General features: G+C 64.0%; 21 protein-coding genes and 2 pseudogenes. 7 read left to right on the top strand and 16 right to left on the bottom strand.

All coding sequences use genetic code 11. The features are described from left to right. Positions 1–9 precede the first annotated feature (9 nt). The 4 genes from bcrB to DYI24_RS01785 form a co-directional block, all read right to left on the bottom strand. On the bottom strand, positions 10–1320 hold the full coding sequence (bcrB, locus tag DYI24_RS01800) for a benzoyl-CoA reductase subunit B (protein WP_164571035.1): 1311 nt from the start codon (positions 1318–1320) through the stop codon (positions 10–12). Then, positions 1317–2501, bottom strand: a complete 1185-nt coding sequence (gene bcrC / locus DYI24_RS01795; protein WP_164571034.1) for a benzoyl-CoA reductase subunit C — start codon at positions 2499–2501, stop codon at positions 1317–1319. The genes bcrB and bcrC overlap by 4 nt, the downstream gene beginning before the upstream one ends. Positions 2502–2673: 172 nt before the next feature. After that, positions 2674–3693 (bottom strand): zinc-binding dehydrogenase, encoded by a 1020-nt coding sequence (locus tag DYI24_RS01790; protein ID WP_164571033.1) that lies wholly within the window; start codon positions 3691–3693, stop codon positions 2674–2676. A gap of 74 nt (positions 3694–3767) precedes the next feature. Beyond that, positions 3768–4295 carry a MarR family transcriptional regulator gene (locus DYI24_RS01785; protein ID WP_164571032.1) on the bottom strand — a complete coding sequence of 176 codons (528 nt, stop codon included), beginning with the start codon at positions 4293–4295 and terminating at the stop codon, positions 3768–3770. A gap of 122 nt (positions 4296–4417) precedes the next feature. Here DYI24_RS01785 and badH point away from each other — a divergent pair, with 122 nt between their 5' ends. The 5 genes from badH to DYI24_RS01760 all read left to right on the top strand — a co-directional run bounded on the left by badH (position 4418) and on the right by DYI24_RS01760 (position 9718). Then, positions 4418–5185 (top strand): 2-hydroxycyclohexanecarboxyl-CoA dehydrogenase, encoded by a 768-nt coding sequence (badH, locus tag DYI24_RS01780; RefSeq protein WP_164571031.1) that lies wholly within the window; start codon positions 4418–4420, stop codon positions 5183–5185. A 29-nt stretch (positions 5186–5214) separates the two neighbouring features. After that, complete coding sequence (gene badI / locus DYI24_RS01775) at positions 5215–5997, top strand: 2-ketocyclohexanecarboxyl-CoA hydrolase (protein WP_107354141.1); 783 nt, start codon at positions 5215–5217, stop codon at positions 5995–5997. A gap of 64 nt (positions 5998–6061) precedes the next feature. Continuing rightward, positions 6062–7213, top strand: a complete 1152-nt coding sequence (aliB, locus tag DYI24_RS01770; protein ID WP_164571030.1) for a cyclohexanecarboxyl-CoA dehydrogenase — start codon at positions 6062–6064, stop codon at positions 7211–7213. 57 nt (positions 7214–7270) lie between these two features. Then, the gene (gene aliA / locus DYI24_RS01765) at positions 7271–8914 is read left to right on the top strand and encodes a cyclohexanecarboxylate-CoA ligase (RefSeq protein WP_164571029.1); all 1644 of its coding nucleotides are present in this window, start codon (positions 7271–7273) and stop codon (positions 8912–8914) included. 27 nt (positions 8915–8941) lie between these two features. Continuing rightward, complete coding sequence (locus DYI24_RS01760; protein WP_164571028.1) at positions 8942–9718, top strand: enoyl-CoA hydratase-related protein; 777 nt, start codon at positions 8942–8944, stop codon at positions 9716–9718. Between the two features lie 19 nt (positions 9719–9737). Here DYI24_RS01760 and DYI24_RS01755 read toward each other — a convergent pair whose 3' ends face one another. From DYI24_RS01755 to fliD, 10 genes and pseudogenes are all read right to left on the bottom strand, one after another. Continuing rightward, positions 9738–10649: a flagellin gene (locus DYI24_RS01755; RefSeq protein WP_164571027.1), complete on the bottom strand. Its 912-nt coding sequence runs from the start codon at positions 10647–10649 to the stop codon at positions 9738–9740. A 15-nt stretch (positions 10650–10664) separates the two neighbouring features. Further along, positions 10665–10946, bottom strand: a complete 282-nt coding sequence (locus tag DYI24_RS28730) for a flagellar basal body rod C-terminal domain-containing protein (RefSeq protein WP_502706323.1) — start codon at positions 10944–10946, stop codon at positions 10665–10667. Between the two features lie 492 nt (positions 10947–11438). After that, a pseudogene (gene flgK, locus DYI24_RS28725) lies at positions 11439–12428 on the bottom strand (flagellar hook-associated protein FlgK); the annotation flags it as partial. 21 nt (positions 12429–12449) lie between these two features. Beyond that, positions 12450–12902, bottom strand: a complete 453-nt coding sequence (locus DYI24_RS01745) for a flagellar protein FlgN (RefSeq protein WP_164571025.1) — start codon at positions 12900–12902, stop codon at positions 12450–12452. 24 nt (positions 12903–12926) lie between these two features. Further along, positions 12927–13184, bottom strand: coding sequence for a hypothetical protein (locus DYI24_RS01740; RefSeq protein ID WP_164571024.1), 258 nt, complete (start codon positions 13182–13184; stop codon positions 12927–12929). A 5-nt stretch (positions 13185–13189) separates the two neighbouring features. Next, a complete protein-coding gene (gene flgE / locus DYI24_RS01735; RefSeq protein ID WP_164571023.1) occupies positions 13190–14455 on the bottom strand; it encodes a flagellar hook protein FlgE in 1266 nt (421 codons plus the stop codon). 19 nt (positions 14456–14474) lie between these two features. Next, a complete protein-coding gene (locus DYI24_RS01730) occupies positions 14475–15143 on the bottom strand; it encodes a flagellar hook assembly protein FlgD (RefSeq protein WP_107354133.1) in 669 nt (222 codons plus the stop codon). Positions 15144–15519: 376 nt separating this feature from the next. Continuing rightward, positions 15520–15819, bottom strand: a complete 300-nt coding sequence (locus DYI24_RS01725; protein WP_107346408.1) for a hypothetical protein — start codon at positions 15817–15819, stop codon at positions 15520–15522. A 95-nt stretch (positions 15820–15914) separates the two neighbouring features. Further along, positions 15915–16307, bottom strand: coding sequence for a flagellar export chaperone FliS (locus tag DYI24_RS01720; protein WP_164571022.1), 393 nt, complete (start codon positions 16305–16307; stop codon positions 15915–15917). Further along, positions 16307–17878 carry a flagellar filament capping protein FliD gene (gene fliD / locus DYI24_RS01715; RefSeq protein ID WP_349627726.1) on the bottom strand — a complete coding sequence of 524 codons (1572 nt, stop codon included), beginning with the start codon at positions 17876–17878 and terminating at the stop codon, positions 16307–16309. The genes DYI24_RS01720 and fliD overlap by 1 nt, the downstream gene beginning before the upstream one ends. Here fliD and DYI24_RS28210 point away from each other — a divergent pair. Then, positions 17838–18104 (top strand): hypothetical protein, encoded by a 267-nt coding sequence (locus DYI24_RS28210; RefSeq protein WP_246701124.1) that lies wholly within the window; start codon positions 17838–17840, stop codon positions 18102–18104. The genes fliD and DYI24_RS28210 overlap by 41 nt on opposite strands. Here DYI24_RS28210 and DYI24_RS01710 read toward each other — a convergent pair. Together DYI24_RS01710 and DYI24_RS01705 are read right to left on the bottom strand one after the other, a co-directional pair. Then, positions 18084–18908, bottom strand: coding sequence for a flagellin (locus DYI24_RS01710; protein WP_011156207.1), 825 nt, complete (start codon positions 18906–18908; stop codon positions 18084–18086). The genes DYI24_RS28210 and DYI24_RS01710 overlap by 21 nt on opposite strands. 142 nt (positions 18909–19050) lie before the next feature. Further along, the gene (locus tag DYI24_RS01705; RefSeq protein WP_164571020.1) at positions 19051–19749 is read right to left on the bottom strand and encodes an RNA polymerase sigma factor; all 699 of its coding nucleotides are present in this window, start codon (positions 19747–19749) and stop codon (positions 19051–19053) included. Positions 19750–20251: 502 nt separating this feature from the next. Here DYI24_RS01705 and DYI24_RS01700 point away from each other — a divergent pair. After that, positions 20252–21377 (top strand): annotated as a pseudogene (locus tag DYI24_RS01700) (hypothetical protein); the annotation flags it as partial.

Raw genomic sequence — 21377 nt, 5'->3', positions numbered from 1 at the left:
TTGCGCTCCTCAGGCGGCGCCGCGGAAGCCCGCGCGCTTCTGTTCGATCATCTGGAAATAGCTCTCCAGCCGGTTCTTGACGTTGGCGGCCGAGAAATAGCGCGGGTCGACCAGATCGGTCTCGATGAACGCCGCCGGCTTGCCGGTGCGCTTCTCGACCTCGCGCATCATCAGGAGCTGGCCGGCAGAGAACGAATTGCAGCTCTTGATCGAATTGATCAGAAGGCCGTCCGCCTGGTATTCGTTGATATAGTTCTCCAGCATGTCCACCCGCATCGGCAGGTTGCGGTTGGTGTAGACATTGAGGCAGTATTCAGCGAGCGACTCCAGCGGCCGATCCGGATCGTGGCGGAAGCCGTAATCATAGGTGCCGCCGACCTTGGTGTAGCTCGAGGCCACCACCACGGCGCCCTCGTCGTAGAACATCTTCCAGAACTGGCGGAAATTGGTGTAGTTCGGGGGCCCTTCCACCACTAGGCGGTAGCGCTCCTGCCCCATGTCGCCATCGGGCGTCACCGGCCCCTTGCCCAGCGCTATCCGCTCCTCGACCTCGGCGCGCAGGAACTTGTAGTATTCGATCGCGTCGTCGGTGCCGCGGAAGGCGCCGAAGATCGGCCCGATGTAATAGATTCCGCCGAAATAGGCGTCGATCGGCGACGGCTTGTGCTTGGCCGATTGCAGCACCCAGACGTGATCGTCCTCGGCCTTGGCTGACTTGCGCAAATATTCGCGCAACCGGTCGATGTCGAATTTGACACCTGAGATCCGCTCCAGCTTCGGAATCACGTCTTGCCGGAGTTGCTTGACCATGTAGCTGATCATGTCCTTGGTGATCCGGCCGTCGGCCAGATACGGCGTCTGGAACATGATGGTCTCGCATTTGTACTGCCGGCGCAGCAGCTCGAACCATTTCATGAAGGTGAAGCAGCCGGTGTAGGACAGCAGCAGCACGTCCGGGTCTGGCAGCGGCTTGCCGTTCGGGCCGATATTGCCCTTGGCCATCATGCCGATGTCGGATTTGACGTAGGTGCAGACGTCCTCGGAATGGCCGAGCTTTTCCGCCTCCATCACGTAGCCGCCGCTTTGCCGCCTCAGCCCGTTTTGGATCGCGTTGACCTCCGGCAGGTTGTTGACCATGTCGAAGCACATCAGCAGCTCGTTGAGATTGCCCGGCACGAAGGTCGCGGCCACCTTCTCGCCGCGCTCCCTGGCGCTTGCGAGACGATCGTAGTGGGCGTTGACCATCTGCTTCTGCCGCGCCATCGACGCATCCTTGATGGCTTCCGGCGGCTTGGTCTTCGGTCCGACGATGACGGTCATGCTCCGCTCCACAATTTGATCGAATCGGCGAAGGTGCCGGCCTGCTCGCGGATCGGCTGCATCTGGCCGGAGTTTTCGGCGTATTTGAACGCGATCTGCGGAATGCCGTGGCTCTTCAGCACCGCTTGCAGCATCGGCCGCTCGAGCAGGCCGGGATCGCAGAACGACGTCATGGCGAAGATCACGCCTTCGGCGCGGTTCTTCCGCACGCTGTCGACCAGATACAGACCCTTCTTGGCCTCGTCCGGCTCGTATTTCGGCGGTGTCGATTTGGAGTCGTGCAGATAGGCCTGGGCGAGGCTCCGCAGCGGATCGCCGTCGAGCGCGACGTCGGAATTCTCCCAGCGCGTCACCAGAATGAAGTCGTCGTCGACGATGTAGCAACCGGACAGCTCGATCGACTTGATCAGGTTCAGTGGCGGCTGCTCGCAGAACATGCCGCAGATCACCACGCGCGAATTGTCCTTGATCGGCCGCTGCTGCAGCCGCACTGCCGCCAGGTAATCGGTGAGCATCTGGTTGTGCTCCTCGACCGGGATCACCATGCCGGCGCGGAGCAACAGATAGAGTTCCGCCGACGGCACGTTCCAGGGCTCGTCGGCGCGCAGTTGATACAGTGCACGGATCAGCCGGCGGTTGTCGTTGAACACGGCGATCGAGGCGCGGATCGCATCGGAGGTGATCGGCTTGCCGGTGAGGCTCGACAGCCATTCGCAGGTTTCGCGCAACTCGCTGACATAGAAATCGCCGCCGAGATCGTCGTCGAAATTGTGCGGCAGGTCGATGTAGCGCGCGCCCTTGGACGGGAACATCAGCTTCCACATCCCCGAAAGATTGCGGATCACGTCGCAGATCGATGGAAACATCATGCCGTCGACGAAATCGAGCCGGCCGGAGACACCCAGCTCGATGGTCGAACGCGGAATTCGGCAGATGTAGCTCTGATAGTAGGCGTCGCCGTGGATGACTTCGAGCTGGTCGCCGCCACCGAAGATCCCGAGCGGCAATCCGCCGGCGGCGTGCACCAGTTCGCGGGGAGCGTAGTAGGGCAGAAAGCCGACCACGATGCGGCCGGGCTCTGCGGCCTTCCATTCGCGGGCGGCGGTGAAGCTGAGGTCGGAGAACAGCGCCTCGCAACGGGCGATGATGTCCGCCGTGGTGTGATGCGGCCTGTCGAGCATGCCGGTCGTCCTCCCTGCCCGGCGGCTCTGCCGGGGTCGCGCTGCCGGCCATTTTCCGGCCCGGCGATTTAAATGTAATCTAGTATTGGAATGCGAAAATTAATTTGATGCGGATCAAATTTGGCGATGGGAAAGCCGAGACCGGCCGGACGGCACGCCGCCGCCACGGGGCTCAGATGTCGATCGCGATCTTGCCGAACTGGCTGCCGGATTCGAGATGATCGAATGCGGCGCGGATATCGCCGAGCGGATAGTGCAGATCGATCGGCGGTGTCAGCTTTCCGGCATCGCACCAGGCGATCAGATCGGAAAGCTCACTCGGGTTGCCGAGGGTCGAGCCGAAGATCTGAAGTTGGCGGATGAACACCCGGCGCAAATCGGCCGGCGGCTGATCGCCGATCGTGGCACCGCAGGTCGCGACCCGCCCGCCGCGCACCAGCGATTTCAGCGCCGCGCTCCACATCGCGCCGCCGATATTCTCGATCACCACGTCGGCGCCGCGGCCGCCGGTCAAGTCCATCACCGCGGCGGGAATCTTGTCGGCCGGCGCATCAATCACTGCATCGGCGCCGAGCGCGCGGGCCCGCGCCAGCTTGTCGGCGCTGCGTGAGGTCGCCAGCACACGGGCGCCGGCGGCCGCAGCAATCTGCATCGCCGCGAGCGACACGCCGCCACCAACCCCGAACACCAGCACGGTCTCCCCCGGTTGCAGCTTCGCCTTGGTGAACAGCATCCGCCACGCCGTGAGATAGTTCACGCCGAGCGCAGCGGCCTGGGCGAAATCAAGGCGGTCAGGGATCGGCAGGGCATTTCCCGCCGGCACGCAGACATACTCGGCCATGGTGCCGTCGCGATGCTCGCCTAGCAGGCTCATCTTGGCGCATAGCACCGGCTCGCCGCGGCGGCAGAATTCGCAAGAACCGCAGACGATCCCCGGATACAGCGTCACCCGCCGCCCAATCAGTTCCGGCGTGTCCGCCTCCTCGATCACGCCGGCCCCATCCACCCCCATGATCTGCGGCAGGCTGTGGGTGATGCCGGCACCACTGTCGCGCATGTAGAGATCGACGCGGTTGACGGTCGCGGCGCGCATCCGCACCAGCACTTCACCCGGGCGGCGCTGCGGCGTCGGGCGATCCCCGACCTCGATCACCTCGTTGCCGCCGTGACCGGTCATGAATGCCGTCTTCATCGCCTCCGCCCCCTCGTCTTGTTATCGCTTGCGCCCGATAAACGTTGGATGAGGCCCGCGCGCCTTGACCAAAGTCATTCCAGATCCGCGGCGACAGCTTCGCCCGCAGCGCCATCGTCGAGACGTTTCATGTTGTCGAGGATCTTGAGCAGGTAGTGCAGCGTGTGGGTCACGTCATTGATCGAAAAGTCGCCAAGCACTTCGCCGTAATAGGCACGGATCTTCGGCTGCGCGAGCACCTCCCAGACGTGACGCCCGGACTTGGTCATCGTCACCAGCCGTGAGCGGCGATCGCGCTCGTCCGGCACCACCGCGACATGACCATCGCGCTCCATTCGGCCGATCAGACCAGTGAGGTTCTGCCGGCTGACCATCAGATAGCGGGCCAGATCGCCGATGCTCATGCCGTTCGCCACAGCGGGTCGCGACAGCGCTCCGAGCACCGCCCATTGCTGCGTCGTCAACCCCTCGGCTTCGACCGCCCGCGTGCCGGTTTTGTGCAACATATTGGCGCATTGGTAGAGACGGAAGAACAGCCGGTTGGCCAATTCCATCTTCGCTTCTGCAGCATTATCGGCACTCGTGCGCTTATTTGCCATCATCGACCATCTTGACGCATCTTCGCAACGCTGACTAAATATAGCAATATATTGTCCTAGTTGCCAGCTTCGACCGCGGGCTTCCTGGGGAAAAAGAGATCAGAATCAAAGAGGAGCGAGCGAGGATGGCGCGGCTGCAGAACAAAACGGCAGTGATCACGGGTGGTGGCGGCGGCATCGGCGGGGCGACGTGTCGCCGGTTTGCGCAGGACGGCGCCAAGGTCGCGGTGCTCGACCTCAATCTCGACGCCGCCGAGAGAATTGCCGGTGATATCCGCGCCGCGGGCGGCGCGGCCGAAGCGATCCGCTGCGACATCGCCGACCGCAAAAGTGTCGACACCGCGATCGCGACGACGACGGACAAACTTGGGCCGGTGGACATTCTGGTCAACAACGCCGGTTGGGACATCTTCAAGCCGTTCACCAAGAGCGAACCCGGCGAATGGGAGCGACTGATCGCCATCAACCTCACCGGCGCGCTGCACATGCATCACGCGGTGCTGCCCGGCATGGTCGAGCGGCACTACGGCCGCATCGTCAACGTCGCCTCTGACGCAGCGCGCGTCGGCTCGTCGGGCGAAGCGGTGTACGCCGCCTGCAAAGGCGGCCTCGTCGCATTCTCCAAGACCTTGGCACGCGAACACGCCCGCCACGGCATCACCGTCAACGTCGTCTGCCCGGGGCCGACCGACACCGCGCTGCTCGCCGGCGTGACCTCCGGCGCTGCCAATCCGGAGAAGCTGATCGAAGCCTTCACCAAGGCGATCCCGCTCGGCCGGCTCGGCAAACCGGATGATCTCGCCGGCGCGATCGCGTTCTTCGGCAGCGACGACGCCGGCTTCATCACCGGCCAGGTGCTGAGCGTCTCCGGCGGCCTGACGATGAACGGCTGAGCCCAATCAACAATAACGGGAGGATTCCGATGCAGTTCGAAGACCTGATCTATGAAATCCGCAACGGCGTGGCGTGGATCATCATCAACCGTCCGGACAAGATGAATGCGTTCCGCGGCACCACCTGCGACGAGCTGATTAAGGCGCTGTACAAAGCCGGCTACGACAAGGACGTCGGAGCGATCGTGCTCGCCGGCGCCGGCGACCGTGCCTTCTGCACCGGCGGCGATCAGTCGACCCACGACGGCAATTACGATGGCCGCGGCACCGTCGGGCTGCCGATGGAAGAGCTGCACACTGCGATCCGCGACGTGCCGAAGCCGGTGATCGCCCGCGTCCAGGGCTATGCGATCGGCGGCGGCAATGTGCTGGCGACGATCTGCGACCTGACGATCTGTTCGGAGAAAGCGATCTTCGGCCAGGTCGGCCCGAAGATGGGCTCGGTCGATCCCGGCTACGGCACCGCGTTCCTGGCCCGCGTCGTCGGCGAGAAGAAGGCCCGCGAGATCTGGTACATGTGCCGGCGTTACTCGGGCAAGGAAGCCGAGGCGATGGGGCTCGCCAATCTCTGCGTGCCGCACGAGGAACTCGACGCCGAAGTGCAGAAGTGGGGCGAGGAACTGTGCGAGCGGTCACCGACCGCGCTCGCCATCGCCAAGCGCAGCTTCAACATGGACACCGCGCATCAAGCTGGCATCGCCGGCATGGGGATGTACGCGCTGAAGCTCTATTACGACACAGAGGAATCGCGTGAAGGCGTCAAGGCGCTGCAGGAGAAGCGTAAGCCCGAATTCCGCAAGTACATCAAATAACCGCTCTCCCGCCGACGAACGGCGCCGGCAACGCCGGCGCTCGAATTCTCAAGGAGGGCGAGGCATGAATCCATATTTGAACGAAGACCTCGTGGCGCTGGCCGCGCAGGCCCGGCGGTTCGCGGCTGACCGGATCGCACCGGGATTTCAGGAGCGCGACCGCACGCGGGTGCTCGACCGCGGCTTGATGAAGGCGATGGGCGAGATGGGCTTCATCGCGCCAGAGCTGCCGGAAGCTTGCGGCGGGCTCGGCATGGGCAGCCTCGCGGCCGGCGTGATCCACGAGGAGATCGCGCGCGCCGACCTCAGCATGTCCTACGTCAATCTGCTGGCCTCGCTGAACGGTCAGATCCTGTCGCAGCACGGCCAGCGCGAGATCGTGCAGCCGTGGCTGACGAAGCTGATCGCCGGCGACGCGCTGTTCGCGATCGCGCTGACCGAACCGCGCGGCGGCTCGGATGCGGCGAACCTGCGGCTGCGGATCGAGCGCGACGGCGACGACTACATCGTCAATGGCGAGAAGACCTCGATTTCCGCGGCCGAGCAGGCCGACGTCGCGGTGGTGTTCGGCCGCACCGGCTCGATCGAGTCCGGCGCTCACGGCGTCACCGCGCTGCTGATCCCGATGGACCTACCCGGCATCACCCGCAGCCGGTTCGACTGCCACGGCCAGCGCGCGATCGGCCGTGGTTCGCTGTTCTTCGAGAACGTGCGCGTCCCGGCCGCGCATCGGCTTGGCGACGAGAACAAAGGCTTCGTTCAGGTGATGCAGGGCTTCGACTTCTCGCGCGCACTGATCGGCCTGCAAGTGCTCGCCGTCGCCCGCGTCGCGCTCGAGGAGACCTGGGCGCATGTCGCCGAGCGGCAGGCATTCGGCAAACCGCTGTCGGCGTTTCAGGGCGTGTCGCATCCACTCGCCGATCTCGACACCCAGGTCGAGGCCGCGCGACTGCTCTGCCTGCAGGCGCTGTGGCTGAAGGACCACGGCGCCCCGCACAGTGCCGAGGCCGCAATGTGCAAATGGTGGGCGCCGAAACTCGCCTACGACGTGATCCATCAATGTCTGCTGATGCACGGCCACGGCGGCTATGACCGCGGCCCGATGGAGCAGCGGCTGCGCGACGTGCTCGGCTTCCAGATCGGCGACGGCACCGCGCAGATCATGAAGACGATCATCGCGCGCCACCGAGCCGGCCGCGCCGCAGTGCCGGCCTGAGCGGAGGCGCTGCCGAGACATTCTGCATCCATAACTAATAACTATTCCGGGGGAAACATGGAGTTCGACGCCGTTCTGCTGCCGCCACGCCGCGCCGCGAGCATCGCCGCCGGCCTGTGGCACGACCGCACCATCAACGACGATCTCGACGCCTGCGTGGCGCATTGCCCCGACAAGATCGCACTGACCGCGGTCCGGCTCGACGGCGGCGCGGTGCGCCGCTTCAGCTACCGCGAGCTCGCGACGCTGGCCGATCGCGTCGCGGTCGGGCTCAGCCGGCTCGGTGTCGGCCGCGGCGACGTCGTCGCGATGCAACTGCCGAACTGGTGGCAGTTCACCGCTCTGTATCTCGCCTGCTCGCGGATCGGCGCGGTGCTCAACCCGCTGATGCCGATCTTCCGCGAGCGCGAACTGTCGTTCATGCTGAAGCACGGCGAAGCCAAGGTGCTGGTGGTGCCGAAGAGCTTCCGTGGCTTCGATCATGAAGCCATGGCGCGCAGCCTGCAGCCCGACCTGCCGGCGCTGCGTAGGATCGTGGTGGTCGATGGTGGCGGCGTAGACGATTTCGACACGTTGCTGACGACGCCGGAGTGGGAAAAGCAGCCGGACGCCGCCACGATCCTGAGCCGCAGCCGGCCCTCCCCGGACGACATCACGCAACTGATTTACACCTCCGGCACCACCGGCGAGCCGAAAGGCGTGATGCACAGCGCCAACACGCTGATGGCCAATATCGTGCCCTACGCGCAGCGGCTCGCGCTTGGCGAGTCCGACGTGATCCTGATGGCGTCGCCAATGGCACACCAGACCGGCTTCATGTACGGGCTGATGATGCCGATCATGCTGCGCGCCAGCGCGGTACTGCAGGACATCTGGGATCCGGCCAAGGCCGCCGAGCTGATCCGCGCCGAGCGCGTCACCTTCACCATGGCGTCGACGCCGTTCCTCACCGATCTGACGCGCGTGGTGAAGGAGAGCGGCGAGCCGGTGCCCAGCCTGAAGACTTTCCTCTGCGCCGGCGCGCCAATTCCCGGGCCGCTGGTCGAACAGGCTCAGGCGGGTCTCGGCGCCAAGATCGTCTCGGCTTGGGGCATGACCGAAAACGGCGCGGTGACGCTGATCAAGCTCGACGACGATGACAAGCTCGCCTCGACCACCGATGGCTGCCCGCTGCCCGGCGTCGAGGTCAAAGTGATCGACGGCGAGGGCAAGGCGCTGCCGCCGAACCAGATCGGCCGGCTGGTGGTGCGGTCGTGCTCGAATTTCGGCGGCTATCTGAAGCGGCCGCATTGGAACGGCACCGATGCCGATGGCTGGTTCGATACCGGCGACCTCGCTTACATGACTGCCGACGGCTACATCCGGATCAGCGGCCGCAGCAAGGATGTGATCATCCGCGGCGGCGAGAACATCCCGGTCGTCGAGATCGAGGCCCTGCTCTACAAGCACCCCGCCGTCGCCCAGGTCGCGATCGTCGCCTATCCGGACGACCGGCTCGGCGAACGCGCCTGCGCCGTGGTGGTGCCGAAGACCGGCGCGAGCATCGACTTCGCCGCGATGGTCGAGTTCCTCAAGGCGCAAAAGCTGGCGCTGCAATACATCCCCGAGCGCCTCGTAGTTCGCGACGCGATGCCGGCAACGCCATCCGGCAAGATCCAGAAATTCCGGCTGCGCGAGATGCTGCAGCAGGACGATCTTTAAACCGCACACCGATCACGGAGCACGACCTTGTCGTCCAATCCCATCCTTAGCGAAACCCAAGGCCGGGTCGGCATCATCACGCTGAACCGGCCGGAGGTCCTCAACGCTCTGAACGATGCGCTAATGGATGCGCTTGGCGCCGCGCTGCTGGCGTTCGACGCCGACGACGGCATCGGCGCGATCGTGATCGCCGGAAATGCCCGCGCGTTCGCGGCAGGCGCCGACATCGCCTCGATGGCCACGTGGAGCTATAGCGACGTCTATGGCTCGAATTTCATCACCCGCAATTGGGAGACGATCCGCCAAGTGCGAAAGCCGGTGCTGGCCGCGGTGGCCGGCCTCGCCTATGGCGGCGGCTGCGAGTTGGCGCTTGCCTGCGACATCGTGATCGCCGGCCGCAGTGCCAAATTCGCGCTGCCGGAAATCAAGCTCGGCCTGCTGCCCGGCGCCGGCGGCACGCAACGGCTGCCGCGCGCGATCGGCAAGGCAAAGGCCATGGACATGTGCCTGTCGGCGCGACCACTCAACGCCGAAGAGGCCGATCGCTACGGCCTGGTATCGCGCGTGGTCGATGACGACAGACTGCGCGACGAGACCGTGGCGCTGGCCACCACGATCGCGGCGTTCTCCGCCCCAGCCCTGATGGCGCTGAAGGAAAGCCTCAACCGCGCATTCGAGAGCACGCTCGCCGAAGGCATCCTTTTCGAGCGTCGCGAGCTGCACGCCCGCTTCGCCAGTGCCGACGCCCGCGAGGGCATTCGGGCCTTCCTGGAGAAGCGCGCACCACAGTTCACCCACCGCTAGGCGGTGCGGCGCCGCCTCGTCATTTCAGATAGCTGGCGAGATTCAGACTGAAGATCTTGCCGATCGCCGAATATGACGCGGTGAGTTGCGACTGGTAGGTCGACAGTTCGGCGGTGACCGCAGCGACGTCAACGCTGGTCAGGTCACTCGCCAGCGTCGAGGCGAAGCTCTTGTAATCGCTCTGTCGCGCACTGGCGTTCTCGATCGCGGACGCCGCGTTTCCGAGTCTTTCCTGCACCGAGGCAGTCGCGTCGAGCGCGGAGCTCGCCAGATCGAGCGCCGTCGCGATCTGGCTGGAGGACAACGACGAACTGTTGGCCACATAGCGCAGCACGCGCATCACCTGCTCGAACGCGGAGTTGTCGGCGTTGACACCGTAGGCCACCGATTGGTCGGCGCTGACGCGGACGGACGTGGTCGCGTCGTCGCCGACGTAATAGCTGGTGTCGGCAGTGGTGGTGCTGCCGGCGCTCGAGGCAAAGCTGCTGAGATCGACCGGCGGCGTCGATGTCTTACTGCCGGCAAACACGTACTGGCCGTCGTACTGCGTATTCAGCAGCGATCCCACCTGCTGCAGCATCTGCTGCGCCGAGCTGATCGCCGAGGTCGCTTCGGTGGTGCTTCCAGTCGACGCCGCACTGAGCTGCGAGCGGAGCTGGGTCACGATGTCGGCGATCGAGCCGGCCGCCGAATACATCACCTGGACCTTGCCGCCGGCCAGCGTCGCCGCATCGATGTAGGATTGCGCGCGGGTGACCCCGACCTGCAGATTGACGACGTGCTGGGCGTCGGCGCCGTAGCCGGCGAAACTCTCGGACTTCACGCCCGAGGCTTCCTGGATCTGCAGCTCCGCCATCCGCGATTGCACCCGCAGCGCGTCTGCGATCATCTGTCCGGACTGCGCGAAGGTCGCGACCCGCATCACCGTCATGTGCCGGCTCCTGCGTCAGGTCGAGCTCACGGCGCTGACCAGCGCGGTGAACATCGCATTGATCGCCTGGATCAGTTGTGAGGCGGCAGTGTATTTATTCTGCAATTCGCTGAGCCGAGCGGACTCTTCGTCGAGATTGACGCCGGACTGCGACGACAGTGAATTGGCGTAGGTCGATTGCGCAGCCTCCTTGGCGCTGTAGGTCGAGGACGCCTGCGACGCTTTCCCCGCGACGCTGGAAACGATGGTGGAGGCGAAATCGGCAAACGAACCGGTGACGGCCGCCAGCCCACCCACTGCTTTGAAGCTGGTCGAACCGGTCAGCGCGTCGTACAGCGCATTGGCAGCGCTGGCGCCATCGGACGACAGCACCGAACTTCCGGTGGTGAGCGTTGCGGACGACGACAGCGTCGCCAGCGACAGCGACGTTTTGCCGGACAGGATATCGCTGCGGACCGCGATGTCCGACGCCCCGGTGGCGGTGACGAGATCGTTGAGGCCGAAATAGTCGGAGAAGCTTTCACCGGCGCTGCCGACCGAACTGGTGAGCCCCGCAATCGAAACGCCTGTGTTGGACGCAGTCGTGGCGATCTTCAGGTGCCCGCTGGAGTCGATTGAGGCCGACAGCCCGGAAACGCCGTTAATGGCGCTCACCAGATCACCCACACTCGAATAGGACGACAAATCGAGATCGCTGTAGGAGATCAACTTGCCACTGGAATCGGTGATCGCGAGACGCACCGAGCCCGTCGCCGACAGCGCGTCAGAACTGCTCACTGTGGCAGTACCAGTCAGGCTCGCAGGCGGCGGCAGCGTGGTCTGGCCGTTGGACACCGCATTGAGGCTCGTCGCGAGCTTCTGCGCCAGTTCGTCGAGTTGCGATTGGGCGGCCGGCAGCGTCTGGTCGCGCAGCGTCACCAGCGCACCGATTTTGCCCGACGTGATCTGCGACGTGACATCGACGCCATTGAGCATGATGCCGCTGAAGCCGCCGCTACTGTAGCTGGTCGCAGCGCGGACGCTCGCCGTCGTGGTGTAGCTCAAGGGATGCGCCGTGCTGTCGACCAGCGCCTGACCGGTTGCCGTATAGACCTGCAGATCGCCGTTCGACGCCGTGTAATAGCTGACATTCATCTGAGACGACAGATCCTGCAGCGCGGTGTTGCGCTTGTCTTCGAGATCCGCCGTCGACTGGCCCGCCGCGGCCGCCTGTTTAATCGCCGCATTCAGATCGGCGATCTTCTGCACATCGTCGTTCACCGAGCCGACTGCCGAAGCGATATCCTGGTCGGCGTCGGACCGCAGTTTCTGGATGCCGCTGGAGGCCTCGCGCAATTGCGACGCCACGCTGTCGAGCGCATCGACCACATTGGACTGTAGCGCCGAGCTGGTCGGCGTACTCGCGAGCGACGACAACGCCGATTCCAGCGATGCCAGCGTATTGGCGAGCGAGGTTCCGGTCGAGGTGCTGGCCGCGCTGGTGGAAGAACCGTAGAGCTGCTGCAGCGAGGTCAGGTAGCTGTTGGTGGTGTCGGCCGCGCCCAGATCCGAATTCGCCGCGATCAGCGATTTCAGCAGCAGCTTGTCGACCGAGCTGGTGATGCCGGTGAGGGTGACGCCGGTGCCGACCCCGCCGGTGACGCTGCTGGCCTGACCGGCGGTCTTCTTGGTGTAGCCCGTCGTGTCGGCATTCGAGATGTTCGCCGAGGTCACTGAGATCTGGACCTGCGTCGCCGCGAGGCCGCTGAACGCGATGCTGCGGGCGATATTGAGCGACACGGGAGCCTCCCTAGGCTTGGATCAGGCGCGAAGGCTGGTCCCGCACGACACTGCCCGGGCGGTGCGCGTCCCGGCGGCCCCATACGGCGCATTGCCGGCCAGTTGCTCGCGGATCGCCTGCATCACCGCCTCGATCCGGCGATTACTGGCTTCGATCGCAGCGCGCAGCCGCATCAGGTTTTCATCCATCGCGCCACGGAGCTGAAGAATCCGGTCGAGCAGCCTGTCGCGCAGCTGGCGGTTCTGCACCTGGATCGCGCCATTGCCGCCAGTGCATTCACCCACCCAGCGCTCGAACAGCTCGGCGAGCCGTGCCTTCTCGTCGACCTGCTTCAGCCGCGACGCGGGCAAGCCCTTGGCGAGTTCGACATTCTCGTCGTCGATCACCAGGATCAGATCATCGATCAGCGCGATCATCGCCAGCGCGCGCTCGTCGCTCACCGGCGAAACCGTGGGGGTGCCAATCTGTGCCATCTTCATCATTCCCGTTGTTCGAATTCAGTGACGCCGCACGGGTGCGCCTGCCCCGCGCGCGTAGGCCGTGATCGCCGTGGTTCGCGTCGTCGCGCGGGCCATCTCGCTGCCGACCCGCTCGCGGCCTCGGACGAGTTCGCGCTTGATCTTCTCGATTTCGTCCAGCAGCGCGACCAGTTGGCCGCGATCGCCGCGGTCCACTGCCTGCGACAGCAGCTTGAGCCGTGCCAGCCGGCTGAGCAGCAGTTCGAGATGCGTCTCATCGCTGACGGCAGTGACCATGGCGGCTACCTCATCGCCGAGATCAGGGTGTCGAACATCTTGTTCACCGTCGTGATCACCTGCGACGCCGCCGAATAGGCTTGCTGGGCCGAGATCATGCTGGCGAACTGGCTCGAGGTTTCGGTGGTGCTGGATTCCAGTTCGCTACCGTAGATTTTGCCGGCCCCGTTGCTGCCGGAGGTCTGCACCGATGCATCGCCAGACGCCGCGGTCGCCGAGTAGATGCCGTAGCTGTTCACCGAGAGGCCGTCGGGATCCTTGAAGGTCGCGACTGCGATCTTGTAGATCGCGATGGTCTGTCCGTTCGAATAGGTTGCATTGACCGTGCCGTCATCGCCGACTGCGATGCTGCTCAGTTTGCCGTAAGGCAGACCGTCGGAGGAAATGCTGGTGACGTTGATGGTCGGCGTCGCTTCACCCGATGCATATTGGGTGAGGCCGTTGGTCTTACCGACCGTTCCCAGATCGAGCGAGATCGTGCTGTCTGCGGCACCGTTGGTCCAGCCGGACACCGAGATCGTCGGCGGACTGGGGCTGGTGGACGCGAGCGAGCCATCGCTGTTGAACGTGAGCGACACCGACCCGGAGGTGGTACCGGTGGTGGTGCTGGTGCTCGACGACAGCGTCGGATTGGCGAAGCTTGCCGCCCAGGCATTCGACGCCGTCTTGGTCCAAGTCACCTGGATCGAGTTGGCGGTGCCGAGCGAGTCGTACACCGTCATCGAGCTCGAATAAGTCGCGCCCGTCTCCGCATCCGCCGGCAGATTGGCCGCGAAGGTGGTCTTGGTGGTGGCGCTGCCGCTGGTCGCGGCCACGTTGGTGTTGATCGGCGACAGCGTCGCCGACGATGCCTCGCCGACGATCTTGCCGTCGGCATCGGTGCGCCAGCCTTCTAGGTAGTAGCCGCTATTGACCAGATAGCCGGCGTTGTCGATCGAGAACGCGCCGTTTCGGGTATAAGACGTTGTGCCGCCCGAGGTCTGGTCCGACACGACGAAAAAGCCGGAGCCCTGGATGGCAACATCGGTCGCGTTGCTGGTCGCAGCCAGAAGACCCTGCTGGCTGATGTTGGCGCGCCCCGCCACGGTGACGCCGCCGGATGCGTAGGACGTCGCGCTGCTCGACGCCGTCACCAGCTGGCTGAACATCGCCGAGGTGGTTTTGTAACCGGTGGTGTCGGAGTTGGCGATGTTGTCGGAGATCATCGATAGCGATTGGCTTTGCGCGTTGAGCGCAGATATCGCCGAGGAAAGTGCGCCAGTGAGACTCATGATACTACTCCGGCCGCACTCAGGACGAAACGCCGATGATGTTGCTGGCGCTGACCGACACGCCGTTGACGAGCAGGGCCGGCGTGCTCGACGAGGTGTCGATGCCGGTCACGGTGCCGCTGACGGTGGAATATTTGTAGACGGAGTTGCCGGCGGAATCGGTCGCGGTGACCGAGATGGTGTATTGGCCGCCATCGGCGAGCTGGGTACCGCTCGAATTCTTGCCGTCCCAAGTAAAGCTGTTGGAGCCGGCATTGCCGGAGCCGGTGCCGCTCCACACCGTGTTGCCGGATGAGTCCTTGATGCTGATCGACACATCGGAGGCCGCTGACGACAGCGTGTAGCCGAAGGTCGCCGAGCCGCCCGTCAGCGTCGCCGTATCCGTCTTCGCCTCGACGGTGTGGCCGATGTAGTTGACGGAATTCAGCGTCACCAGGCTGGAGAACGAATTCGCCAGCGACGTCATGCTGGAGTTGATCTCCTGCTGCTGGCTGAAATTGGCATAGGAGGTGAGCTGATTGATGAAATCGGTCGTGCTGGTCGCGTTCAGCGGATCTTGGTTCTGCAGTTCGCTGACCAGCAGGCTGAGAAAATCGCTCGAGCTCAGCGACGAAGACGCCGAACTGGTCGAACTCGTCGTGCTGGTCGTGGTGGCGGCCGTTGATACGGCGCTGGAAATCGTGGTCATGGCGCAGCCATCCTGTCTTCGCCGGATGCGGCGGAGGACTCGGGTCGTGTGGTGATCGTCGTGGTGGTGATCGCGAGGTGGTCTGCTGATCAAACGGGCGAGGCGGTCAAATCAGGCGCGCGTTCGCGGCGGCAGAACGATTTGATTGCTCGGCAGAATTTGCCTGTAGCAGGACGTGACGGAACAACGCCGGCACGCTCAGAATGCGTACCAGGCGGCAGATGACGATACGCGCCGCTGACGAAGCGGCGCAGCATCTGGATCAATTTAAAGACGATGGATGAATTGGAGCGCCGGATTCATCGCAGCGCTGACTGATCCGGAGGCTCATTGGAATGGTCGCGCCAGAATCATTTGGCGCACCAGCAGAGCGTCCTTAGCCGTGGGGAGTCGCGGGCTCGGAAGGAGCGCGATCGTCGGCAGGCTCGGTCTTGGCGGTTGTCTTGGCCGTTTCGGCGCGCATCGCGGCCGCAACGATCCGGTCGGCGAGTCCCGCCGGGGCCCGAACCGGCGGCGCGGACAGTGCCTCTCGGACGGCACGCGCCTGGGCCAGCAGAGCGCGCGCGGCGGCGGACTCCTGCAGCAACCTCTCAGCGGCGAGACGCCGATCATCGGGCCAGCGGGATGGATCTTCCCCCAGCCGATCGATCAGGTCTTCGAGTTCCGCAACGTCCATGCTGTGCTCGCCGAGGGCTACCACCTCCCTCTTAAAGCAATTACGTGCCGCCGGAAATCCGTTTTCGGTGGAGGCGATTACGGGGATCATCGCCATCAACGCCGCGTCGTCACCGCGACATACTCCCAAGCCTCACGCAACTCGGCGATGCTCGCGATGATCCGCCGCAGGTTGGCGGCGGCATGCGGCCTGCCATAGGACCGCAGCGCCGCCAGCACCAGCGCATTGTACGTCCCGTACAGCCGCTCGGCGACGGCGCCTCCACGGCTGCAATCCAGATGATGGCTCAGGCCGCGGAGAATTGCGGTCGCCCGCACCAGGCAATCGTGGCCATGCTCAAATCGGCGCGCCTCCTGCGCCTCGATCGCCTGATGCAGCAGCGTCATGGCGCCGCCGTGCAACATCACCACGGCCTTCAGCGGAGGAACGGTTACGGCGGTGCCGCGATAGGCCTGATTGGCGCGGTGCGCCATTGCATTCTGGGTCATCAATTACTCGAACTGGCGTTAAGCAGGGCCTTGAGATAGGTCATCGTGTTGTCGGCGCTCGCGATCGCCGCCTGGTATTTGGCGTATTGGGTCTGCAGCTGCGCCTTGAACGTGGCGGCCGCGGCCGTGATGTCGTCCACCCGCTGCTGGAGCTCGCTGTCGCGGCTCTGCAGATTGGTGATCAGCGTCTGCAGCGAGCCAGTGCTGGCCGAGGCCGTCTTGGCGATCTGGTACATTTGCGTGGCAATGCCCGATGTCGACGTGACGGTGATCGACTGCGAGGTGGTGCCGGTATAGGTGAATGCCATGCCGGCGTAGATGCTGCCGGACGCGCCGATGATCGTGTTGCCGCTGATCGTGAACAGCGAACTGTCGCCACCGACCGAAGCGCTGCTCAGCATTCCGCTGGAATCAACGGTCAGATCCAGCGTGAACGACTGGGGCGACGTTCCGGTGTTGACGACGCTGAGCTGGCTGGACGATGTGGTGGTCTGCGCCGATAGCAGCTTGGTGACGCCGCTGAGATTGGTCGAGAGGATCGTCGACAGTGTGCTCGTATCGAGTTCAAGCTCGTTCTGATCGTTGAACGACAGGCCGAGGTCGCTCATCGACAGCCCGCCCACCGTCGTGTTCAGGGCGGCTTCCAGCCGGGTCGTGATATCGCGCATGGTCCCGTCGCCGAATAGCACGGCGCTGTCCGATGCCGTGCCGTCGGAGTTGGTCGCCTGCTGCGCGATCACCTCGTCCCGATAGGTATTGTAATTGGTGACGAAGGTGGTCAGCGCCGATTGGATCTGGCTGGTGTCGGTGCCGATGCTGATGTTGATGGCCGAGCCGGTCGGCGTCGCCTGCAGCAAATTGAAAGTGACCCCTGCGAGCACGTCGGTAATGTCGTTGGTGTCTCGCGTCATCGAGATGCCGTCGAGCGAGAACTTCGCCGCCTGAGCGGTTTGCAGCACGTTCGCAAACGCACCGGAGCTGTCGGTGAAGCCGAACGAATTCAGAATGTCGGTCCCGGAACTGCTGGAATAGGTGATATCGGCCGCATCCTTGGTGCCGGTCAGCACCATTTCGTAGGCACCGGAGGACACCTGGACGATCGAGGCCTCGACGTTTGTTGTCGAGGTCTGCGCGTTGACCGCATCGACGATATCCTGCAGCGACATCGTGCTGGTGACGGTGATGTCTGCGGTGGATCCGCCCGCGAGCCCGAGCGAAAACACGCCCGAATAGCCGAGATCGTCGGTTTGACTGGACTGCGTCGTGCCCATCACCTTGTGGGCGGTGGCGATCTGGCTGATCGTCAGCGTATGGTCGCCGGTAGCGGCACCGTTACTGACGCTCATCGACAGCGCCGAGGAGGCGCTGACATCGCCGGTCGACGACAGCGTTGCGGCACGCGTGGCGAACACGTTGGTGGCTAGCGAATTGACCACCGCAGTCGCCAGCGAGGACAATCCCGACGACAGCTTGCTGAGATCGGTCTGCAGCGTCTGATAGGCCGAGATCTTCGCCTCGTTGGCGGTGATCTTGGTCGAGATCGAAGTGGCCGCGGCAAGCTTGGCGTTCACCGCCGATGCGATCAGCGAATCCCAATCGACGCTGGTGGTGGTCGAGCTGCCCGAGGTCGTCACCGAGGCGCCAGATGACGACGTCAACGAACTCGTGCTGCTGGTCGTGGCGGTGCTCGACGTCGTGCTGCTGACCGAGGTCATGACCAAAGTCCGATCACAGGAGGAGGCCGGGCCGGCCGGTGCCGGCCCGGATCAGACGTCATCAGCCGAGCAGCTTCAGTAGATATTGCGGCATCTGGTTCGCCGCGGCTTCGGCCGACACTGCCGCCTGAGTCTTCACTTCGGCGGACGACAGTTTCGCCTGCTCGGCCGCGATATCGACGTCCTTGATGGCGGAATTCGCCGACTGCAGATTTTGCGTCTGGGTCGAGATCGAATCGGCGCTGAAATTGAACCGCGACTCCTGCGCGCCGATGCTGGCGCGGGCCGACGATACGGTGTTGATCGCGGTATCGAGCGCGCTCAGCGCCGTGGTGGCGCCGGACAGGCTGCTAACGTCCAGCGTCGACACACCCAGCGTCGAAGCCTTCAGGTTCGACAGCGTAATGGTGATCGAATCGCTGCTCTGCGTGCCGACCAGCACGGCGACGCCGGAGGCGAACACGCTAGTGCCGTCGAGCAGGCTCTGGCTCGAATAGCGGGTGCCGCTCGCGATCGAATCGATCTGGCTCGAGAGCTGAGAGAATTCCGAATTGATGTAAGCACGGCTAGAGTCGGTGGTGGTGCCTGAGGCCGATTCCGAAGCCAGCGACTTCATCCGGGCGAGGATGTCGCTGATGTTCGACGCACCGCCGTCGGCGGTCTGCAGGATCGCCACCGCCTGCGAGGCGTTGGTCGCCGCCTGCTGCAGCGTGGTGACGTCGGACGAGATCCGCGTCGAGATCGCAAGGCCGGCAGCGTCGTCGGACGCCGAGGTGATGCGCGAGCCGCTCGCCAGTTTCGACAGCGAGCTGGTCTCCTGGGCGGAGTTGATGTTGAGGTAGCGGACCGCGGAGTTGGCCGCCGTGTTGGTCGAGATCGCGGGCATATCAAGGCTCCTGTGCTGAACGGCATAACCCGCCGCATCGCGGCGATGACACCTGACGACGCGGGATCGTCCCCGTCTGATTGCTCAAACGGAGGGACCGGCCGCGATCAGGCGACCAGCGCGGACGCAGCGAAAGTTATGGTCAAAAATCGGTAAACGCCGCCCGCAGCTCGGACTCGTCGCCGCTGAGCCGCGCGCGCAAATGCTGACGCCCGCGCTTGAGCAGCGACTCCACCGCGGCGATGGTGGTGTCCATCACCTCGGCGATCTCGGCGTTACTCATGTTCTCGTGGTACGAGAGAATCACGGCGATCCGCTGCTGCTCGGGCAGCCGCTGCATCGCGGCTTCGAGCAGATTGCTGAGCTCGTTGCGCTCGATCACGCGAACCGCATCCGGCTGAGTATCCGCCACTTCGGGGACCGCTTCGACGTTTTCGGTCCGCGGCTTGCGGCGCAGGTCGATGCAGCGATTGCTGACGACGCGATACAGCCAGGTCGAGAACTTGGCGCGGCCGTGCTGCCAGCGCCCGCGATGCGTCCATACCTTCAGCATGGTGTCCTGCACCACGTCCTCGGCATCGGCCGCGTTGCCGAGAATCCGGAGCGCGATCGAATAGGCGCGGTCGATGTGCCGCTCGACCAGCATCCTGAAGGCGGCTTCGTCGTCGGTCGCAAGCCGGTCGAGCAGATCGGCATCCTCGTCGAACACCATCTCGGCACTGACCGGCGGACTATCGAGCACGATCTCGACCGGCTGCATGTCCGACGCTTCGTTATCAGCCGGGACAGTCGCGGCGACTATGACTTCGGCGGGGGCCAAAACATCGAGCGCGCCATTCATCTCGCATCCTCCAACTCGCAGCCCCGGCAAAACTCCGCCAACGCGGGCTTATCGAGTTGAACGCGCCATCGCCCCCGATCAGGCGCTAGATTTTGCAATTTTTTCAGATACTTAGATGGAATAATTTGCCCACCGCCGGGCAAAATTTGCCGCCCTGGTCGGGACCACGAGCCGCAAACAGCCGCTCCGCGCAATCCGGAACGGGGCGCGCGCGACCAAAACGGCATCGAGACAGCAGTGCTGATGGTAGAAGAGCGGAGCGCAGAAAGTCGAAGCCGCTGCTGAGCGACCTTGGGGCGATCAATTCGCCGAAGAACTGTCGACAAAGGCGGCATCTCCGCCCGCAGAAATTTCCAACTCATCGATCCGACGATCACACATGTTCGAATCTGTCAGTTCTCGGTGAAAGCAATCAACTGATCGCACGACGACTTTCTGTATCGACGCGCCTGATTTGTACCATGCGTCCGTTGAACAAAGGCAAACAATTGAGTTTCGCCTTATGTCTTTTGTTTCTGTCGATCACACACCACGCGCTGAGAATCGTTTTGCCTGGTCGTTCGATGTTTTCGATACATTTCTGATCCGCGCCTGCACCACGCCGACCGGTGTGTTCGAGCGGACTTATCAGCTGTCGCGTGTTTCGGATCTGTGTCCGAACATGTCTGAACATTTCGTCCAGCATCGTATCCTGGCCGAGTCGCGCGTCCGCGAGGCCGCGCGTTCGCGCGGACAGGCGACAGAAATCAGCATCGACCAGATCTACGCGCGCTTTACCTTCCGGCTATTCGGGCTGAAGCGCGAGGATCTCGACCACCTGATCGAAGCCGAATTCAGCGCCGAACTCGAACTGTGCCGAATCAATCCGGACATGCTCGAGCAATATCGCGCGCGGCGCCGCACCGGGAATCGCGTCGGGTTTATCTCCGACACCTATTGGAATACGGAGCGGCTGGGCCGGCTGCTGCGCGCCTGCAGTCCGGGGCTGACGTGGGATTTTCTGTACGCGTCTTGCGACCATGGTAGCGGCAAGGAAGAAGACCTATTCGCGACCTATCTGCGCCAACAAGGTATCGACGCAAGCTCCGCATGCCATGTCGGCGACAATGAACACGCCGACGTCCGCGGCGCGAAGCGGCACGGCATCCGATCACGGCACTATCCACAAGCCGGGCCGCGGCTCGCAACGCGGCTGCTGCGCGAAGATGCGCTGCAGCAGCTGATGTTCAAAGGGCAGCCCGCGAGGCTCGACCACGGCGCACGCACGCTGCGGCGGATGGTAGCGGCGCGCAGTGCCGAGAAATCTGTGGCACATCATCTCGGCGCCACGGTGGTCGGACCGGTATTGACGGCATTCGACGAATTCGTGGCGACGCGCAGCGCCGACCTTACAGGCGACGGCCGCCGTGTTGCGATCGGGTTTCTCGGCCGCGACGGCTTCCTGTCGCACCGCCTGTGGCAACAGACCCGCGGCGCGCCCGCCGCCTATCTGGAGATCAATCGCCGCGTCAGCCTGATTGCCTCGGCCGATACGATCGGGCCGATCTGCGAATTGATCCGCAAGATCCCAAGAATCGACGCAGCGAAGCTGCAGGACATGCCCAAGATCCTTCCGCCGGCCCTGGCGG

The organism is Rhodopseudomonas sp. BR0C11 (assembly GCF_010820945.1).
In the GTDB taxonomy this organism is placed as follows: domain Bacteria; phylum Pseudomonadota; class Alphaproteobacteria; order Rhizobiales; family Xanthobacteraceae; genus Rhodopseudomonas; species Rhodopseudomonas palustris_H.
The sequence above is the reverse complement of the archived record's forward strand: the minus strand, read 5'-3'. Positions and strand labels throughout refer to the sequence as shown.

What these genes read in the sequence shown, in the direction of transcription:
- bcrB (WP_164571035.1), bottom strand. Translation starts at nt 1,320, where the DNA reads ATGACCGTCATCGTCGGACCGAAGACCAAGCCGCCGGAAGCCATCAAG.
- bcrC (WP_164571034.1), bottom strand. Translation starts at nt 2,501, where the DNA reads ATGCTCGACAGGCCGCATCACACCACGGCGGACATCATCGCCCGTTGC.
- DYI24_RS01790 (WP_164571033.1), bottom strand. Translation starts at nt 3,693, where the DNA reads ATGAAGACGGCATTCATGACCGGTCACGGCGGCAACGAGGTGATCGAG.
- DYI24_RS01785 (WP_164571032.1), bottom strand. Translation starts at nt 4,295, where the DNA reads ATGATGGCAAATAAGCGCACGAGTGCCGATAATGCTGCAGAAGCGAAG.
- badH (WP_164571031.1), top strand. Translation starts at nt 4,418, where the DNA reads ATGGCGCGGCTGCAGAACAAAACGGCAGTGATCACGGGTGGTGGCGGC.
- badI (WP_107354141.1), top strand. Translation starts at nt 5,215, where the DNA reads ATGCAGTTCGAAGACCTGATCTATGAAATCCGCAACGGCGTGGCGTGG.
- aliB (WP_164571030.1), top strand. Translation starts at nt 6,062, where the DNA reads ATGAATCCATATTTGAACGAAGACCTCGTGGCGCTGGCCGCGCAGGCC.
- aliA (WP_164571029.1), top strand. Translation starts at nt 7,271, where the DNA reads ATGGAGTTCGACGCCGTTCTGCTGCCGCCACGCCGCGCCGCGAGCATC.
- DYI24_RS01755 (WP_164571027.1), bottom strand. Translation starts at nt 10,649, where the DNA reads ATGACGGTGATGCGGGTCGCGACCTTCGCGCAGTCCGGACAGATGATC.
- DYI24_RS01745 (WP_164571025.1), bottom strand. Translation starts at nt 12,902, where the DNA reads ATGGCACAGATTGGCACCCCCACGGTTTCGCCGGTGAGCGACGAGCGC.
- DYI24_RS01740 (WP_164571024.1), bottom strand. Translation starts at nt 13,184, where the DNA reads ATGGTCACTGCCGTCAGCGATGAGACGCATCTCGAACTGCTGCTCAGC.
- flgE (WP_164571023.1), bottom strand. Translation starts at nt 14,455, where the DNA reads ATGAGTCTCACTGGCGCACTTTCCTCGGCGATATCTGCGCTCAACGCG.
- DYI24_RS01730 (WP_107354133.1), bottom strand. Translation starts at nt 15,143, where the DNA reads ATGACCACGATTTCCAGCGCCGTATCAACGGCCGCCACCACGACCAGC.
- DYI24_RS01725 (WP_107346408.1), bottom strand. Translation starts at nt 15,819, where the DNA reads ATGGACGTTGCGGAACTCGAAGACCTGATCGATCGGCTGGGGGAAGAT.
- DYI24_RS01720 (WP_164571022.1), bottom strand. Translation starts at nt 16,307, where the DNA reads ATGACCCAGAATGCAATGGCGCACCGCGCCAATCAGGCCTATCGCGGC.
- DYI24_RS01710 (WP_011156207.1), bottom strand. Translation starts at nt 18,908, where the DNA reads ATGCCCGCGATCTCGACCAACACGGCGGCCAACTCCGCGGTCCGCTAC.
- DYI24_RS01705 (WP_164571020.1), bottom strand. Translation starts at nt 19,749, where the DNA reads ATGAATGGCGCGCTCGATGTTTTGGCCCCCGCCGAAGTCATAGTCGCC.